Source organism: Liquorilactobacillus nagelii DSM 13675 (assembly GCF_019444005.1).
GTDB lineage: Bacteria > Bacillota > Bacilli > Lactobacillales > Lactobacillaceae > Liquorilactobacillus > Liquorilactobacillus nagelii.
This window is the reverse complement of the sequence record NZ_CP049304.1, coordinates 1,036,699-1,054,180: the sequence shown is the minus strand read 5'-3', so window position 1 is coordinate 1,054,180 and position 17,482 is coordinate 1,036,699. Positions and strand designations below refer to the sequence as shown.

The 17,482-nt window shown below is 36.6% G+C and carries 16 protein-coding genes; 13 read left to right on the top strand and 3 right to left on the bottom strand.

What is annotated here, in order from left to right:
* The first annotated feature begins 70 nt into the window (after positions 1-70).
* From G6O73_RS05505 to G6O73_RS05480, 6 genes are read left to right on the top strand one after another with little or no spacing between them, the layout of a single operon-like run.
* Positions 71-874, top strand: coding sequence for an SDR family oxidoreductase (locus G6O73_RS05505; RefSeq protein ID WP_057885606.1), 804 nt, complete (start codon positions 71-73; stop codon positions 872-874).
* Between the two features lie 20 nt (positions 875-894).
* Entirely contained in the window at positions 895-2,760 is a 1,866-nt protein-coding gene (locus G6O73_RS05500) for a BglG family transcription antiterminator (RefSeq protein ID WP_057885607.1), read from the top strand.
* Positions 2,760-3,254, top strand: a complete 495-nt coding sequence (locus G6O73_RS05495; RefSeq protein WP_057885608.1) for a transcriptional regulator GutM — start codon at positions 2,760-2,762, stop codon at positions 3,252-3,254. Before G6O73_RS05500 ends, G6O73_RS05495 begins: the two co-directional genes overlap by 1 nt.
* 17 nt (positions 3,255-3,271) lie before the next feature.
* Complete coding sequence (srlA, locus tag G6O73_RS05490) at positions 3,272-3,823, top strand: PTS glucitol/sorbitol transporter subunit IIC (RefSeq protein ID WP_057885609.1); 552 nt, start codon at positions 3,272-3,274, stop codon at positions 3,821-3,823.
* Between the two features lie 17 nt (positions 3,824-3,840).
* Positions 3,841-4,854 carry a PTS glucitol/sorbitol transporter subunit IIB gene (gene srlE, locus G6O73_RS05485; protein WP_057885610.1) on the top strand — a complete coding sequence of 338 codons (1,014 nt, stop codon included), beginning with the start codon at positions 3,841-3,843 and terminating at the stop codon, positions 4,852-4,854.
* A gap of 26 nt (positions 4,855-4,880) precedes the next feature.
* On the top strand, positions 4,881-5,258 hold the full coding sequence (locus G6O73_RS05480) for a PTS glucitol/sorbitol transporter subunit IIA (RefSeq protein ID WP_057885611.1): 378 nt from the start codon (positions 4,881-4,883) through the stop codon (positions 5,256-5,258).
* Between the two features lie 99 nt (positions 5,259-5,357).
* On the opposite strand, the gene G6O73_RS05475 is transcribed toward G6O73_RS05480, so the two are convergent.
* Both G6O73_RS05475 and adhE read right to left on the bottom strand, forming a co-directional pair.
* Positions 5,358-6,590 carry an MFS transporter gene (locus G6O73_RS05475; protein WP_057885612.1) on the bottom strand — a complete coding sequence of 411 codons (1,233 nt, stop codon included), beginning with the start codon at positions 6,588-6,590 and terminating at the stop codon, positions 5,358-5,360.
* Positions 6,591-6,797: 207 nt separating this feature from the next.
* Entirely contained in the window at positions 6,798-9,488 is a 2,691-nt protein-coding gene (adhE, locus tag G6O73_RS05470) for a bifunctional acetaldehyde-CoA/alcohol dehydrogenase (RefSeq protein WP_057885613.1), read from the bottom strand.
* A 266-nt stretch (positions 9,489-9,754) separates the two neighbouring features.
* Between adhE and G6O73_RS05465 the strand changes: the two genes are divergently transcribed.
* The gene (locus tag G6O73_RS05465; RefSeq protein ID WP_057885614.1) at positions 9,755-10,972 is read left to right on the top strand and encodes an acetate/propionate family kinase; all 1,218 of its coding nucleotides are present in this window, start codon (positions 9,755-9,757) and stop codon (positions 10,970-10,972) included.
* Positions 10,973-11,175: 203 nt separating this feature from the next.
* Here G6O73_RS05465 and G6O73_RS05460 read toward each other — a convergent pair whose 3' ends face one another.
* Positions 11,176-11,643, bottom strand: coding sequence for a MerR family transcriptional regulator (locus tag G6O73_RS05460; protein WP_235805064.1), 468 nt, complete (start codon positions 11,641-11,643; stop codon positions 11,176-11,178).
* Positions 11,644-11,798: 155 nt separating this feature from the next.
* Between G6O73_RS05460 and G6O73_RS05455 the strand changes: the two genes are divergently transcribed.
* The 6 genes from G6O73_RS05455 to G6O73_RS05430 all read left to right on the top strand — a co-directional run bounded on the left by G6O73_RS05455 (position 11,799) and on the right by G6O73_RS05430 (position 17,179).
* On the top strand, positions 11,799-13,295 hold the full coding sequence (locus G6O73_RS05455; RefSeq protein WP_057885615.1) for an MDR family MFS transporter: 1,497 nt from the start codon (positions 11,799-11,801) through the stop codon (positions 13,293-13,295).
* A complete protein-coding gene (locus G6O73_RS05450; protein WP_057885616.1) occupies positions 13,295-14,053 on the top strand; it encodes a DUF4811 domain-containing protein in 759 nt (252 codons plus the stop codon). Before G6O73_RS05455 ends, G6O73_RS05450 begins: the two co-directional genes overlap by 1 nt.
* A 242-nt stretch (positions 14,054-14,295) precedes the next feature.
* A complete protein-coding gene (locus G6O73_RS05445) occupies positions 14,296-14,640 on the top strand; it encodes a hypothetical protein (RefSeq protein WP_057885617.1) in 345 nt (114 codons plus the stop codon).
* A gap of 35 nt (positions 14,641-14,675) precedes the next feature.
* A complete protein-coding gene (locus G6O73_RS05440; protein WP_057885618.1) occupies positions 14,676-15,230 on the top strand; it encodes a helix-turn-helix domain-containing protein in 555 nt (184 codons plus the stop codon).
* Entirely contained in the window at positions 15,230-15,646 is a 417-nt protein-coding gene (locus G6O73_RS05435) for a protein-export chaperone SecB (RefSeq protein WP_057885619.1), read from the top strand. The genes G6O73_RS05440 and G6O73_RS05435 overlap by 1 nt, the downstream gene beginning before the upstream one ends.
* A gap of 357 nt (positions 15,647-16,003) precedes the next feature.
* Positions 16,004-17,179: an iron-containing alcohol dehydrogenase gene (locus tag G6O73_RS05430; RefSeq protein ID WP_057885620.1), complete on the top strand. Its 1,176-nt coding sequence runs from the start codon at positions 16,004-16,006 to the stop codon at positions 17,177-17,179.
* Positions 17,180-17,482 lie beyond the last annotated feature (303 nt).

The following is a 17,482-nucleotide window of genomic DNA, read 5'->3' as shown; positions in this document are numbered from 1 at the left end:
AATTGTTCAAGAATACGCTTTCAACTATATTGATTTATGAACAAAGAAATAAGTAAAGGAGAAGATTTAAATGAACAATTCGTGGATTAACCTTTCTGGTAGAGTATATGTGGTAACGGGAGGATCATCGGGTATTGGTAAAGCAATCGTGACTGAACTTTTGAACAATGATGCGATTGTTTATAATGCAGATTTAAACGAAGGAGATATGATAGATCAAAACTTACATTTTGTAAAAACAGATGTGACTAATAAAGCTGAAGTGGCAGCTTTGATAAACAAAGTAGTTTCTGAACAGCACAAGATTGATGGCTTAGTTAACAATGCAGGTATTAATTTACCACGTCTGTTGGCAGATGCAGCTGAAAACAATAGCAAATTTGAATTTACTGAACAAAATTTTGAAAAAATGTTTGCAGTAAATGTTAAGAGCGTTTTTTTAGTGTCCCAAGCAGTTGTTCATCAATTTGAAAAACAAAAGTATGGGGTAATTGTCAATATGTCTTCAGAAGCTGGCTTAGAAGGTTCACAAGGCCAAAGTGTTTATTCTGCAACCAAAGGAGCAATCAATGGATTTACTCGTTCTTGGGCAAAAGAGTTAGGTGAGCATAATATTAGAGTTGTTGGAGTAGCGCCTGGAATTATGGAAGCTACTGGATTGCGGACTTTGGACTATGAGGAAGCCTTGGCATATACCCGTCATAAAACGGTAGCTGATATTCGTGCCGGATACAAGAGCAAGTCGACAACGCCGTTAGGACGGAGCGGGAAGCTTTCAGAAGTAGCGGATGCTGTTAATTATCTGTTGTCAGATCGAGCAAGTTATATTACAGGAGTAACAATCAACGTAGCGGGTGGAAAGAGTCGTGGTTAAAATAAAAATATGGTGAGATTATGGATAGACAAAATTTTGAAATGTTGAATTTCTTTATTAAAAATGATGCATTGACTTTAGGAGAGATCCAAACACGCTTTAATACATCAAGGGTTACAATTGCAAAAAACATTCGTGAGATTAATAAAGAACTTGAGGGAGTCGCCCGAATTAACGTTAATAAATCAAAATTTTATCTAGTAATCGAAAACTATGCTGCTATTGCTAAAATTCAAACCAATTTTTTAAAACAAGATTTGGATTTTAATGATCCAGACAAAAGACAAGCAGCAATTTTGCAAAAACTGCTAAAACAAACTGACAAATACATTGCACTTGATGATTTAGCATATGAAATGTCTGTGAGTCATGGAACAGTTAACAGTGATTTAAGATCTTTAAAACACTTGTTGAGCTTCTATGATATAACGGTGCAAGCAAGACCTAATAAAGGAATTAAATTGCATACCGAACATCGTTATAGTTATGCAGTAGCTGTTAGAAATATAGTTGCTAAATATTATGACTTTGATTTAGCTTTAGATCAGACGCTTGATAAAAATTTAGTTGAGGCGATTAAAGAGATAGATGATAATAATGATACAGTTACAACGATTAAACGAAATATTGCAATTGTTAATTGGTTAAAACGGCAAGGCATACAACTTGATGAGCCGAGCAAGTTATATCATGAGGTGATTTTGGATCAAGTTACTGAGAATTTAAGTAAAGTCATTTTTAAAATTATCGGTGACAATCTAACCATCGGTGAATGGAAATTTATTTTTTATCCTTTCAATATAAAGAAGTTGCCAATCAGTGATAAACATTTAATTAATCAGGCGTTAGTGGATGTTGGCGAATTAATGAAGAGTGTTTTCCCTGTTATTAAAGAAAAACTTGATGTTAGTTTGAACTTTGATCGTTTATTTGTTGAATTACGTTACCATTTGTTATTTTTAATTAATCGAGCCATCTATGGAGTGAGATCAGAAGGGTTTATTTCGATTAATGTATTAAATAAATATCCTGTTGCTGCTGAATTAGCGCAAGAAACTTTAAATTTAATGACCAGAAAAACAAAGATTAAGTTCAGTAAAAATGAAATCAGCTACTTAGGTGTTTATTTTCAAATGGAACTTGAAGAGTATATGTCTTCACCAGTAGTTTATAGAATTGCACTACTAAAACCAATTAGTAATGGAATGAAGAAGTTTATTATTGAACAATTAAAGGAATTACTGAATGAAAATTTAAAAGTTGATTTATTTGATTCACAGGTGGAATTAGAAAAAAGTCCAAATAAGTATTTATTGATCTTTTCAAATAATTTACCCATCGAAAATAAATCAATTAATCGTTCGCCAGTAATCAGGTTGAATTCGATTTTCAATCAAGGAACTTTGCGTGAAAGACTGCAAATTTCTTTGGTGGATGAGGCAGTTAATAATGGGTACTGTCGATTTGATGTAACAAAGTTTACTGGCAAAGGTTCATATACTGAAAGAGTGAAACAATTAATAGCTCATGAAATATCAGTTGGGCAACTCAAAGATGAATTTTTAAGTGACTGGATAAAAAGAGAACAGCTTTCTAGCAATATCTTAGGCGATGGGGTGGCCTTACCTCACGTAATTGATAAATCTGGTCTTAATCGAATTTTAGTTACAGTTGGACTTTTTGATCAGCCAGTTACTTACGACAGTCGGAAAGTTAAGGTTGTCTTTCTGGTTGCGATTCCCTATAAGTTGGATGTAAATTTAAGTCGAATTTTATCGCAAGTTTATGATTTAATTAGAATTATAGCAACTAATGGCAATATTTTTAATAATTTAAAGAATTATAATCAAAACCGAGGATTGATTCAATTAATGGAGGCGATTTAATGCTGATTTACTTTGGAATAATTTTAGTGGCAGCTTTCTTATTACAAGGATTGCTTGGACTAAGACAAATAAAAAATTTTTCAAATACTTTTCATAAATTAAGAGTTTTGGCACCGGTAGCTATTGGGAAAAACCCGAAAAAGTTACGTTCAGGGACTTTAATTTTAGTAGCTGTAGATAATAACGGCAGCATTAAAGAAGCTCAGATGATGAAAGGAGTAACTATTTTTGCAAAGTTCAAAGAATTGAAAGCGCTAAAAAACAAAAATTTGGCAGAAGTTGCTTCCTCATATGATCAATTAAAACGCTTTGATAAATTAACAAGAGTCTGTTTGTTAGATGCTTATAAGAATTATATCAATTATCGAACTAATAAATTAAAGCCACAGGACATTGATACCAGTATCAAAATTTGGAGTTTACCAATGGTAGAGAAGATCAAGTCGCTTTATTATAAAGCATTAGGATATGGACACAAAAAACAAATTAACTAGTAAGGAGTCTGAAAATTATGAAATTTATAACAGAATTAGCTTCAGGTTTTATGGGCTTATTTCAAAGTGGTGGTAAAACCTTAATCGGTTGGATGACATCAATTATTCCGGTTGTTTTATTGTTGTTAGTTTTAATGAATGCAATAATTGCCTTTGTTGGCGATAAAAAGATGGTTAAATTAGCACAGGCATCGTCTAAAAATCCATTTACGAGATATTTAATTTTGCCATTTATATCGGCGTTTATGTTAGGAAATCCAATGTCTCACTCTATGGGCCGCTTTTTACCAGAATATTATAAACCAAGTTGGTATGCTTCAATTGCCCAATTTTGCCATACTAGTAATGGAGTTTTCCCACATATCAATCCATCAGAATACTTTATTTGGTTGGGAATTGCTCAAGGGGTTCAAAAATTAGGTTTAAATACGATGGACTTAGCAATTCGGTATCTATTGGTAGGGCTTTTGATGAACTTTATTGGTGGCTGGGTTACTGATTTTACCACTGCCTATGTATGTAAACAACAAGGAATTACACTTTCTAAAAAAGTTGAATTTAATAATTAAAAAAGGGGGTTGCAGTAATGACAAAAGAATATCACAGTATAAAAGTAGTTAAAGGTTCTGGTGGTTGGGGTGGACCACTTGTAATTACGCCAACAGCACAAAAACATAAATTCGTCTATATAACTGGTGGCAATAAACCCGCTATTGTCGATAAAATTGCTAAATTAACGGGGATGCAAGCAGTAGATGGTTTTAAGACGTCGATCCCTGATGAAGAAACAGCGTTGGCGATTGTTGATTGTGGTGGTACTTTACGCTGCGGCATCTATCCTAAAAAGGGAATTAAAACGATCAACGTGCTTCCGACAGGGAAAAGTGGACCATTAGCCCAATTTATGAATGAAGGTAACTATGTTTCTAACGTCGGAATTGAACAAATTAGTCTGACTGATGAGACTATGGCAGAAAACGCAAATGAAAAAGTAGCTGGAACTGATCAGGGAAATGTCGCAGAAACCAAATTTGATAATACTAAAACGTTGACAGCCCAAACAAAGGATCCTGGAATTTTAACTAAGATTGGTCTTGGAGCTGGTAAGGTCGTTGCTACATTTAATCAAGCTGGTAAAGATGCTGTCCAGACTGTGATTAATACCATTATTCCATTCATGGCTTTTGTGGCCCTACTGATTGGTATCATTAATGGGTCAGGAATTGGTAAAGTCTTTGCCAATGTAATGGAACCTTTAGCGGGGAATGTTTGGGGATTAATGATTTTAGGATTTATCTGCTCGCTGCCGTTTTTGTCACCATTACTTGGACCAGGGGCAGTTATTGGTCAAGTTATTGGGACGCTAATTGGGGTTGAGATTGGCAAAGGACATATTCCACCTCAGTATGCATTACCGGCACTTTTTGCTATTAATACTCAAAATGGATGTGACTTTATTCCGGTTGGTTTAGGTTTAGCTGAGGCGGAATCGAAAACGGTTGAAGTTGGAGTTCCTTCCGTTTTATATAGCCGCTTTATTAATGGGGTACCACGAGTATTTGTGGCATGGCTGGCAAGCTTTGGACTATATGCTAAATAGAATGTTAGAATTGTGAGGCTGATCAAATGGTAAAGACAGAAAGAGTAGTTTTTTCAACACAAGTTCTTGAGATTGGTGCAGAAGTAAATGATTTTAAAACTATTAACATGGCAATTCTTTTTGGTAATGAAGCGCCAGATGCCTTGAGATCATCTTGTTTTATTATCAATGTAGAACCAATAAGCGATCAAATTGAGACTGGAATGAAAATAAGGTTTGATAATCAAGAGTATATTATTACCTCTGTTGGCAATGAAGTTCAACACAATCTTGGAAGATTAGGTCATACAACAATTAGCTTTACAGGAAAAACTGAAGCTAAACTTCCTGGGACAATCTATGTATCAGAAAAAGATTACCCGGTAATCAAAGTAGGAACAAAAATCCAAATTGTTGTGGAATAGATTAAATAGTTTTAATTGAAATTGCTAATATTTTTAAATCAAAAGCCCACAAGTTTTGAAAGCTTGTGGGCTTAGTTTGTATTAGTTGATAAAACAAAACTAATTTTTTAACCATTTTTTCAACAAGTCTTTGTGTCGCAAAATTACTGGAATTAATAATATCCCGGCCAAAAATCCGCATCCTGGGAATCCCCATAAACCAGATGTTAAGTCCATCAGAGAACCAGCATATAAACTGCCAATTGGAGTAGTACCCTGGTTCAAAAGCACATAAACACTCATTATTCGTCCGCGAAGTTCATTTGGAACAGCATATTGAAAGGCGGCATTTGATTGATTTAGGAAAATCATATTACAAAAACCAATTATTCCCATCATGAGTAGCGCAATTGCATAGTTATGAATAAAAATCATTAATGATTGACTTAATATAGAACCAATAATAACTAATAAATAAATTTTTTGATTTTTACCGTTTTTGGCTAAATAACTCATAATAAAAGCGGCAATCAATGAACCAATACCAACTGCTGATAATAGATTAGCAAATGTTTGAGCACCAGAGTGAAGAACGGTTTTTGCATAGACCGGAATAATAACATTGTTATTGAAATTTAAAGTGCAAATAATCAGCATTAATTCGGCACTTAATTTGATGGAGTTATTTTTGAGGATGTACTTAACACCGGTTTGGACATTTTTAAGCAGCTGTTTAGAGGTTGTCGGAGCGAGTGCGGGAAAGTTATCGATAAAAAGTAATCCGATCAAGACAGCTGAATAACTGCAGGCATCAATGAAAAAGCAAATAGCTAGACTAAAATTTGCCATTAGAATACCAGCAATTGAAGGGCCAATGATTTTTGCCAAGTTAAAAACGGAAGAGTTTAAAGAAATTCCATTCAATAAATTTTTGGGCCCAACTAGTTCATAAACAAATGATTGTCTAGTTGGTGTATCAAAACTTTGGATAACACCATAGCTTATTGCGATCAAGAGAATTTCCCAATATTGAATTAAATTAAAAAAGACAAGGCCGGTCATCAATAAACCAAGGAGCAAGAAGCCACTTTGGGTAATCAATAAGATTTTTTTTTTGGAAAAGCGATCAATGATTGTTCCAGCAAATAAAGTTAGCAGTAAGATTGGAACAAATTGACAGGCACTTAAGATACCAACTAAAAGCGCTGAATTAGTCATTTTGTAAACTAACCAAGTTTGAGCTGTTCTTTGAACCCACGTACCAATAACTGAGATGCATTGTCCGAGCCAGAAATTTCTAAAATTTCGAGATTGTAAAGATGAAAAAGTACTTGAAAGAAAATCTTGATGCATGCAATTCCCCTCGATTCAAGCAATACTAGTAAACTAATTATAGACTTGGTTTGCAACATTGTTATTTTCTACAATAAATTTAATTGAAGTTTAAAAAATGCAAAAAACAACGACTTGCTCAAGGCTGGTCGTTGTTTTTATAACCGCTTATTCGATTGTTAGTAATATGCGTTAGCTGATTTTGCCCACTTTTAATCAGTTGTTAGCCTAGAATTGGTCAATTAATAATTGACGGATTTCAGCTAAACTTGGTTGGCGCGGGTTAGCTGGAGTACACTGATCGTTATAAACTAAATCAACTAATTTGTCTAATGAACCTTCAAAATGTTCTTTTGTGACACCGTTAGCCGATAATTTTGGTGTAACTTCAACAGCTGCCATTAATTCATTAATCTTCTGACAGAGTTTTTCAACTAATTCTGCATCATCGTTACCTTGAATACCGATGAAACGGGCAACGTCAGCGTAGTCTTTTTGTCCACGGTAAACTTCATAACGTGGGAAAGGTGTCCGCTTAACTTTGCCGGCAACCCCGTTAAAGCGAATGACATGCTGCATGGCAATCGAGATTGCTAAACCATGAGGTAAGCCAAATTCACCACCAGTTTTATGAGCTAGGGAGTGGTTAATACCTAAGAAGGCATTGGCAAAGGCCATGCCGGCTAAGCAGGCTGCATAATGCATGTTTTCCCGAGCTTTTTCACCTTCACGAGTTGGATGCTTTGGATCAAACTTATACGACTCAGCTAGGTTCTCAAAGACTAACTTGATCGCCTGTAATGACCATGGCCGTGTGAAATCAGAAGCCATTACTGAAACATATGATTCTAATGCATGGGATAAGGAATCAAGTCCTGACCAAGCAACAGTATGTTTTGGAACAGTCATCACAAACTCTGGATCAACAATCGCGATTTGCGGAGTCAATTCATAATCAGTTAAAGGATACTTAACATGCGTATTATCATCAGTAATAACAGCGTATGGTGTAACCTCTGAACCAGTACCGGAAGTAGTTGGAACAGCTACCAATTTTGTATTTAATTGATGATGGAATTTAACGATTCGTTTCCGAATATCAATGAATTTCTGCTGTAAACGAGTGAAAAGTTCGCTGACTTTTTCGTAGCTATCTAAGAAACCAACTGGTTGATCAAGTGAGTATTCATAGATGAACCGGGCAATTTTAGCTGCATCTAACGCTGAACCACCACCAATGGCAATGATCGTATCAGGTTGGAATTGAGCCATTTGTTCGGCAATTTCAATTGTTTGGCCTAATGTTGGATCAGGGTTAACAGTACCATAAATTGAAGTCTTAACCGGTTCGTCACGTAAAGCCAGCTGTTCATAGATTTTGTCAACAAAGCCGAATTTTACCATCCCGGGATCGGCAACGATAAAGGCGCGCTTAATATGTTCAACTTGGTCTTGCAGATAAGAAATCGCATTTTTTTCATAGTAGATTTTTTCCGGTAAACGAACCCATTGTGGACGATTTCGACGTTTAGCAACAGTTTTGATATTTAATAAATCATTAGTAGATAAATTATGTGACAATGAATTTTTCCCCCATGATCCAGTTCCGAGCGTCAAACTTGGACGCAAAGCATCAGTATAAATATCACCTAAACCGCCAAGTGAATCTGGCTGATTAACCAAAATTCTAGCTGCTTTGGTTTGGTCAGCGTATTCGTTGATGAACGGATCGGCTTGTGAACCGATTTGAATCGCGGCATTGTGACCAGCACCTTGATAGTTGAGCAGGTCACTAACAATTTTAATTCCGTCTTGACGATCTTTAGCTTTGTAAACTGACAGGAGCGGTGAAAGTTTTTCTGATGAAAGTTTTTCGCCAATGTTTTTTGGGTCGAGTTCAAATAATAAAACATCCTTGCCAGCTGGCAATTCAACTCCTGCTTGAGCAGCGATCCAAGTTGCGGGCTTACCAGCTACTGGGCCGTTAACTCCATGTCGGTCATTGAAAACGAAATCGGCAATTTTTTGATAGTCTTTCTTTGGAACGACGTAAGCTCCTTTAGCTTCCATTTTCTTCAGCCATGCATTATAAGCAGGGGCTTCCACGACAACTGAGTTTTCTGTTGCACAAATCATCCCATTATCAAAGCGTTTTGATAATAATAAATCTTCAACTGCTCGATCTAAGTCAGCGGTATGATCAACAAAGATTGCACCATTACCAGCACCAACACCCATGGAAGGATTACCGGATTTCAATGCGGCGTTAACCATGCCCGGACCACCAGTAGCTAAAATCGAAGCAATTTTGGGATTGCGGATTAATGCAGTAGTGTTATCCAAACTTGGTGTTTCGATCCATTGGACAACATCCTTAGGAGCACCAGCTGCAACTGCAGCATCATATAAAATTTTGGCTGCATGCGCAGAACATTTTTGGGCTTGTGGGTGGAAAGCAAAGATAATCGCATTGCGAGTCTTAAGAGCCATTAATGTCTTGAACATAGCGGTTGAAGTTGGATTAGTTGTGGGTACAATCCCAGCTAAAACTCCTAGAGGAGCCGCAATCTTAACTTGACCAGCAACTTTATTTTCACCGATTACACCAACAGTTTTTTCATTTTTGATTAAATTATAAATATTTTCGGTAGCAAATCGGTTCTTGGTATCCTTATCTTCAACAATCCCACGTTGCGTTTCATCAACTGCTTCATGTGCCAGTAGCAAGGCTGCTTCGGAACCTGCTAAAGCAGCAGCTGCGACAATTTTGTCGACTTCAGCTTGAGTATAGGAAGCATAAGCTTTCTCAGCAATTAAAGCCTTTTCAACCAAGCTGCCAGTGTAAGCTTCAGCTTTTTTGTATTGTTTCGCCTTTTCTTCAGGAGAAAGGGTCTTTTTAACCTTTTTTGTAACCGTCATGTGGAAATCCTCCCTAAACGTAAATTTGACTTTAGTTAATTGTGAAATTAATCACTATTTTTGGTACAAATTTATATTACCGCTTTTTATTGTGAATTACAACACTTTTACAAAATAAAATAAAATTCAATTAATTAAAACACTTTTCTGATAATTACCTATAATATAGCCTGTTTTTAAATCAAAAAACAAATAATTGACAAAAATTATTCTAGTGCTATCATATTATGTGAATATAATCACAGACTTAGAGGGAGTTTTGATTAATGAAAAAAGTATTATCAATTAATTCAGGTAGCTCATCATTAAAAATTAGTTTGTTTTCGATGCCGCAAGAAGAACGTTTGGCAAAGATTATGGTTGATTATGCTGATGAAAATAATCAATTGGTGACAATCAAATTATCGGATCAAGCTTTAATTGCACATCACTATACGGAAAAATTAACGCCAGTTGAACTTGCTTTAAAACTTTTAAAAAAATATAAGATTATTACTCAGTCGACAGAAATTGCAGCCATCGGTCATCGGATTGTTGCTGGAGGGGAGTTATTTCATTGCTCAACTGAGATCACACCGGCGATGATGATCAAGTTGGAAAGTATTAATGAGCTTGCACCATTGCACAATCCAGCTAATGTTGCCGGAATTCGTGATGCCCAAAATTTACTCCCTGGTTGTCCACAAATAGCAGTTTTTGATACAGCCTTTCATACTGATTTGCCACCAGAAAATTTTTTGTATGCTTTGCCAATGGAATACTATCGTAAATATAAAGTTAGAAAATATGGCGCCCATGGAACTAGTCATCGTTTTGTGGCCCAACAAGCGGCAAAACTGTTACAACGTTCACTAACAGACTTAAAATTAATTACGCTGCATTTGGGTTCAGGTGCTTCGATTAGTGCGATTAAAAACGGCAAGAGTTGTGATACCTCGATGGGCTTTTCACCATTAACTGGTTTAATGATGAGTACTCGCTGCGGAGATGTCGATCCTTCAGCTTTAGTTTATTTATTGAAACACCATGCTTTTGCAGATATGGATGAGTGTATGAAAATTTTAAATCAGCGTTCTGGTTTGCTGGGGGTTTCGGAAGCTAGTCGTGATATGCGAGAGATTGAACGCGAAGCAGAAATTAATCCGCAGGCGGCATTGGCCGTTAAAATGTTTGTCAAAAAAATTTGTGACTACATTGGTGCATACTGGTTGGAGCTTGGTGGTGCAGATGCGTTAGTTTTTACTGGTGGAATCGGTGAAAATGATAGCCATTTGCGTGAACTGGTTAGTCAACGGTTGGAATGTTTGGGAATAAACTTCCAAGTAAAACAAAATCAAAGCCGCAACTTGCCGTTTGATTTCGCAACAGCAAATAGTCGGGCTCATTTATTAGTAATTCCAACAGATGAAGAATTAATGATTGCCCGGGATGCTTACAACTTGATTACTGCTGAACAATTAAGCGAACAAATGCCAGTCCATTAAATTTTTCAGTTGAAGTTTAATTTTTGTTAAAGCTACTAGTGATATATTTGTTGATATGCTAAGCTTAGGGTGTTTTGATAATTCAATTCGTCAAAACTGTACTTACCCCCAAAAAAGAAAGTTGCGAATAGTTTATTAAAACATTGGTGATTGAAAAAAATCAATTACTGAAAAACCGACAGTGCTTGCTGCCGGTTTTTTGTCTAATCAATTTTTTTTAAAATCAGTTGTGTTGGTTGATCTACTTTAATAATAGCCAAAACATGTGTCTGCGGTTGGTCTGCTAATGATCCTAAATCGAATTGGTAGCCGTTCTTAATTGGATTAATATCAACTAAACGTTCTTTAACGAGTTTATGAATTGCCGCGGCAACTTGATCGTGAGCTTGGGTTTTGGCAACAGCGGCCTTTAAGGTATAGCCAGTTGCTAGATAAGATTGAATTAAACTGATTTTTGCCATCGTAAAGTAAGTATACTTTCGATGCTGACCATCAGCTGAGCATTTAGCTGGTTTAATATACTTTCGTTCTTCCCAATAACGCAATTTGCGTTGAGAGACTCCGGTCGCACGTGAAATATCTCCAATTCCCAACAAAAAATTATCTTGTTTCATGATTTCTTTAATGCGCAGAATGAAATCGCGATTGGCTAACGGACTTGTTTCTTTCACTTTTTTTGTTTCCTTTCTTGTTTGCTTTTCTGACCTTAATTGTATATTTTTTAACGTTTTTGTCAAGTAAGTTGACAAAAAAGCAAAATGAGTCTATATTAATTCTCAGACTTGATTTACACTATTTTTTTATTTTGAGAAGGGAAGTATTGATTGTGGCAAAGGCACTAGATGCAAACGGTAAAGAATATAACCGTGCTTTATTGGTAGCTTTGCTGTTAGTTGGGACTTTTTGTACTGTCTTGAACCAAACGATCTTATCAACCGCTTTTCCAACACTGATGAAGCACTTTGATATTACTGCTTCAACGGTTCAGTGGCTGACAACCGGTTTTATGATGGTTAATGGAATCATGATTCCAATTAGTGCCTGGTTAACTGGCAGATTTAATTCGAAATTACTTTATGAGATGGCGATGATTACTTTCTTCATCGGTACATTGACTTGTTATTTGGCTCCAAATTTTGGAACGTTATTAACTGGTCGCTTGATTCAAGCACTAGGGGTTGGTGTAACCATGCCATTATTGCAAACCTTAATGTTGACAATTTTTCCAGCTAATCGCCGTGGAGCAGCGATGGGACTGGCGGGTTTAGTTATTGGGTTGGCTCCGGCGATTGGCCCGACTTTATCCGGTTGGGTGATTGATCATTACCGGTGGGAAACTTTATTTGGGATGATTTTACCAATTGTCGGCGTCGTCATTGTAGCAGGATTTTTCTTCATGCGCAGTTTATTACCAGCCCGTGAAGAAAAATTGGATTGGATTTCTGCTCTATTATCGACAATCGGTTTTGGTAGCTTGCTGTATGGATTTTCGGAAGTTGGTGAAAAGGGTTGGAGCAGTCCTGTTGTTTGGGGGGCAGTTGTTGTGGGAGTGATCTTTATTGGTCTCTTTGGTCACCGGCAATTGCACTTGGACAAACCATTTTTAGAATTGCGAGTACTGAAGAACCCAGAGTTTTCGATTGCGGCAGCATTGAGTTCCTTATCAATGATTGCCATGATCGGGGTTGAAATGGTCTTGCCGCTGTATCTGCAGACCGTCCGTGGCGAATCCGCTTTTCATTCCGGTTTAACTTTGTTGCCTGGAGCTTTAATGATGGGTGTCATGAGCCCAATTACCGGACAGATTTTCGATCGAATTGGGGCACGCCGCCTGGCAATTACCGGTCTGTTTCTTCTGACTGCTGGTACAATTCCCTTTGCCTTTGTAACTAAAACCACACCGCATCTTTACGTTATGGTGCTATATGCAATTCGAATGGCTGGGATTGCGATGGCAATGATGCCAATCACGACTTCAGGAATGAATGCTTTGCCGTTACGCTTAATGAGTGATGGAACGGCGGTCAACAATACAATTCGTCAGGTTGCTTCTTCAATGGGTACAGCGATTATGATTAGTATTTTGACGAATGTAACTAATGATCAGATGCCAGCACATCACTTGTTAAAGCAACAGCCATTGCAATACAAAAATAGTGCTTTAGATGCTGTTGTTAATGGTTATCATGCTGCTTTTTGGGTAGCAGTTTTCTTCGGGGCAATTGGTCTGATTGTTTCCTTCTTCGTCAGCTCTCGAGTACCACACAGTATAAATTTGGAAGAATCAGCTGATCCAACTCCAACAAAGGGGGCAGCTAAATAATGATAATTGCTTTAGTAATTATTGCCACGATTTTGCTGTTTATCTGCATGACAGCCATTAAACCGGCTAATCTCCGAATTGTTTTAAGTTCGCTATGTGCCGTGGTAATTGTAGCTTCAATGGTGTTGATGGTTAAAAATGATCGCGAACATTTTGGGATGCACCGGGTTAGTCAAACAAAAAACTATTCTTTGGTTTCAACAGCTAGTTCAGCTAATACTTCAATGCTGTTATATAAAGCGATTGGAACAGCTGGCAAAGAAAAGACATATCTTTATAAAACGACTGAGCAGCCAAAGAAAATGCAGCATACTGATCCAGATCCAGGAAAATCCCAAGTAAAGGTTGTGCAACAAAATGGGACTGCTGCTGCCAAGCTTAAAGTTGTTACTACTCGTTGGCAGTATCGCAATCAAACAGCAAAATTTTGGTTTGGGATTGCAGCCAATGACCACAAGCTAATCAAGCGAAAATATACTTTCAGTGTTGGTAATAACTGGTTTGTCTTAAGTACCAGTCAAGCTCAGGCTCTGCAAAAACAACTTAAGCAAAACCAAGCAAAATTGCAGGCAGCAGCCAAAGTTTATGTTGCTAGTCAAGTAAAAGCTAAGCTGGCAGCTGCCTTGGCAAAAAATCCAACGATGTCAGCGAGTGAGCGTCAACTTCTTAGTCAACAAACGGCTAAAACAGCAGTGGCCGCTTATCAACAACAGGCTTTAGCTCAAGCTGTTCAGCAAATCAAGCAACAAACAAAATAGTTAATCAAGGACATCATTTAGCAGATCATCTGTTTAAATGATGTTTTTTTAGTAAACTTTAATTTTTTATATGTTTTTGAGATAATAAATATATTCAGTAAATTAAGTCAACTGGATGCCGAGTTAATATTATATTTTTGCGAATTATTATTTTATCAGTGAAAAATAGCAATATAATTAAAAATTTATTGTCATTTAATGTGGTGAAATCATACATGTAAGGCAGCCAGGATGTGTAATCAGTGACTAGTGTAGATGATATAAAAAACATAATTGTAAGTATTCAAAATAGGCGAGAACAGTGGCGTCTTAGTACCCGGCAGAAAAATTTATTGACACTTAGTAGGTTAGGAATAGATCAAGAGGTTGCTTTTGATAGGATTCACGATTTATTGACCTGGAAAAACTATATTTCAGGTCCAATAGCAGATAATCATCAACCACCTGTTCCTAGTGATGTTTGGGTTTTTGGTTTGGATATAAATGGTCTCTCCTGTTATTTGAAATTTCAAGATAGACCAAGTGGGGTTGTTATATGGATTTCATTACATGAAGCAGAGTATCCCTTGTATTTTCCGTATAGATAATAAGCTAAATTAGTAGAAAAAGAGAGGGCCTTAAAATGAAAAAGTCAAAAAAACTCTATAACCCTGAATTGGAAACTACTGAAAATTATAACGAGATTTGGAAACCAGAGGTCATAAAAGTTAAAGATGAATCTGATTTATTAGTGATGAATCACTATTGGCAAGATAAAAATGGAGAGTTGTGGGGAGATTTCAATGATCCAATGGAAAATGTGAGAAGAGGGTTTAACGCTTACAGGAAACGCAAAGGCTACATGACTCCTGAAAACATTCGAAAATTGCGTGAAAAATTAAATCTGTCAGTCAGAGAATTTGCTAAGTTGCTTGGAATCGGAGCCTCATCATTAACGCAGATTGAAAACAATCAACGGATACAAGTGAAATACCAGGATGTTTTATTTAAGTCTATTGAGGAAAACTATCACTATCAAAAGAAACTGCCTGATATTTTGCAAGCAATGTCAGATCATTCAGTGTCTAACAAGTTTGATACTCATGCATATGTTTCTGATAGTACTTTCTATAACACCTTGCAGCTGTGCGAAGATAATATGTTTTTTAATGACAAGACGTTAGGGGTTGTTGCATAATGAGTGTTTTACAATTCTTGGGATATAAGGTTATAGCAATGGAGTATAAACGAAATCCAAGGTTTGAAACTGTAACAGACCCTATTTCGCTAGAACCTAAGATAACAACAAAAATTAATGTAGAAAACAGTGATATTAATATCACACTATCGGTTATGGTCGGTTCTTTAGATGGCAAAGATATTCCATTCCAAGTTAATTGTTCTATAATAGGAACCTTTGTTTATAATCCTGATGAAGATCTTACCGAGGTTGGTTTGGACACTTTGGTACGTAATAATGCAGTTGCTATTCTTTATCCTTATGCACGTGCTATTGTCGCTACATTGACAACAACCTCCAACGAATTTCCGGGCTATAATATGCCAACAATCAATGTTAATAAAGTTCTAGCTCAACAAGATGAAAAAAATTGAAATAACCCCCTCGAATATCTTTATTATTACATTATAGATATTCGAGGGGGTTATAATTTTAAACACTTTGGCACGCAAACCCTATGGCCGTCTATTATTGCAACATTGACAACGACATCCAATAAATTTTCTGGTTATAAGCTTGCCGACGATCAATGTTAGTGATGTTAACTCAACAAGATAAAGATATAGTAAAGCCTATCATATAATAAGCCTCCGCGGGTCTATAATTACAAGTATCTTCGAAAAAAAATCACAAGTGATTACTTGAAATAAAAAAAGTCGATGAAAGACTAGACATTATGGTCGAATTGAACTATGGTGGACTTGTAAAAAATATCACAAAGGAAGATGCTTATGTCAGAACGTAGCTATGATTTCTTAATGCCAAGTGTTAATTTCTTTGGCCCAGGCGTGATTTCGAAAATTGGTGACCGTGCAAAAATGTTGGGTATGAAAAAGCCAGTAATCGTCACCGAAAAGTTTTTGAAAGAACTGAAAAACGGGCCAGTTGAACAAACAATTGCTTCTTTGAAGCAGGCGGGGATTGACTATGTGATTTATCAAGGAGTTGAGCCTAATCCTAAAGTGCATAACATTGAAGAAGTTAAGCAACTCTATCTGAAAAGTGGAGCAGATTCAATTATTACTGTTGGCGGAGGTTCTTCACATGATACTGGTAAAGGTGCCGGGATTATTTTAACTAACGGCGATGATATTACCAAACTGGCTGGTATTGAAACATTGACCAAACCACTTCCACCGCTAATTGCGGTTAATACCACTGCGGGTACGGGTTCTGAATTGACACGTCATGCGGTTATTACTAATGAAGAAACTCATCTGAAGTTTGTGGTTGTTTCTTGGAGGAATATTCCACTAGTATCATTTAATGACCCAACATTGATGTTGGATGTTCCCAAATCAGTTACTGCTGCTACAGGGATGGATGCTTTTGTCCAAGCAATCGAACCTTATGTTTCAGTTGACCATAATCCGATTACTGATTCCCAGTGCATTGAAGCTATTAAATTAATTGAAAGCTCATTACGTGAAGCGGTTGCTAATGGTCATAATTTGGCGGCCCGAACCAAAATGGTTGAAGCAGAAATGCTAGCTGGAATGGCGTTTAATAACGCAAATCTAGGTTACGTTCACGCCATGGCCCATCAATTGGGTGGTCAGTATGATGCGCCTCATGGTGTCTGTTGTGCTTTGTTATTGCCATATGTTGAAGAGTACAATTTAATTGCCTGCCCAGACAGGTTCGCTGAATTAGCAAAGTTTATGGGTGAAAATACAGCAGGCTTGTCAACTAGGGATGCAGCGATGTTGTCAATTAAAGCAATGAAGCAAATGGCAGCAGATGTGGGTATTCCTAAAACAATCAAAGAAATTGGAGCTAAACCAGCAGATTTTGAATTGATGGCTAAAAACGCCTTGAAAGATGGGAATGCCTTTTCTAACCCACGTAAAGGCAACCAAGCGGACATTGTCAAGATTTTCCAAGCAGCTTATGATGGTAAATTCTAGTCGCATTACAATAATATAATTTCCTTCAATATAATCTCCTGTGAATATCTTTACTAAAGACATTCGGAAGGGGATTATTTTTATTCTATTATGGAAATTGCTAAATTCGTGTCGGCTCATAACCATAGACTTGTAGAGGACACGGATTTTAAAATTATAGTTACTGGTTAGTATAAGCACAGAAAATGTAAATTTAAGTTAGTGAAAACAAAGGGGTTAGAATTACTCTACTGTATCAGATAGTAGTCCCTTGAAAACTGCTTGACCTTATACATGTACCAACTATGGTTATAAATGATTCAA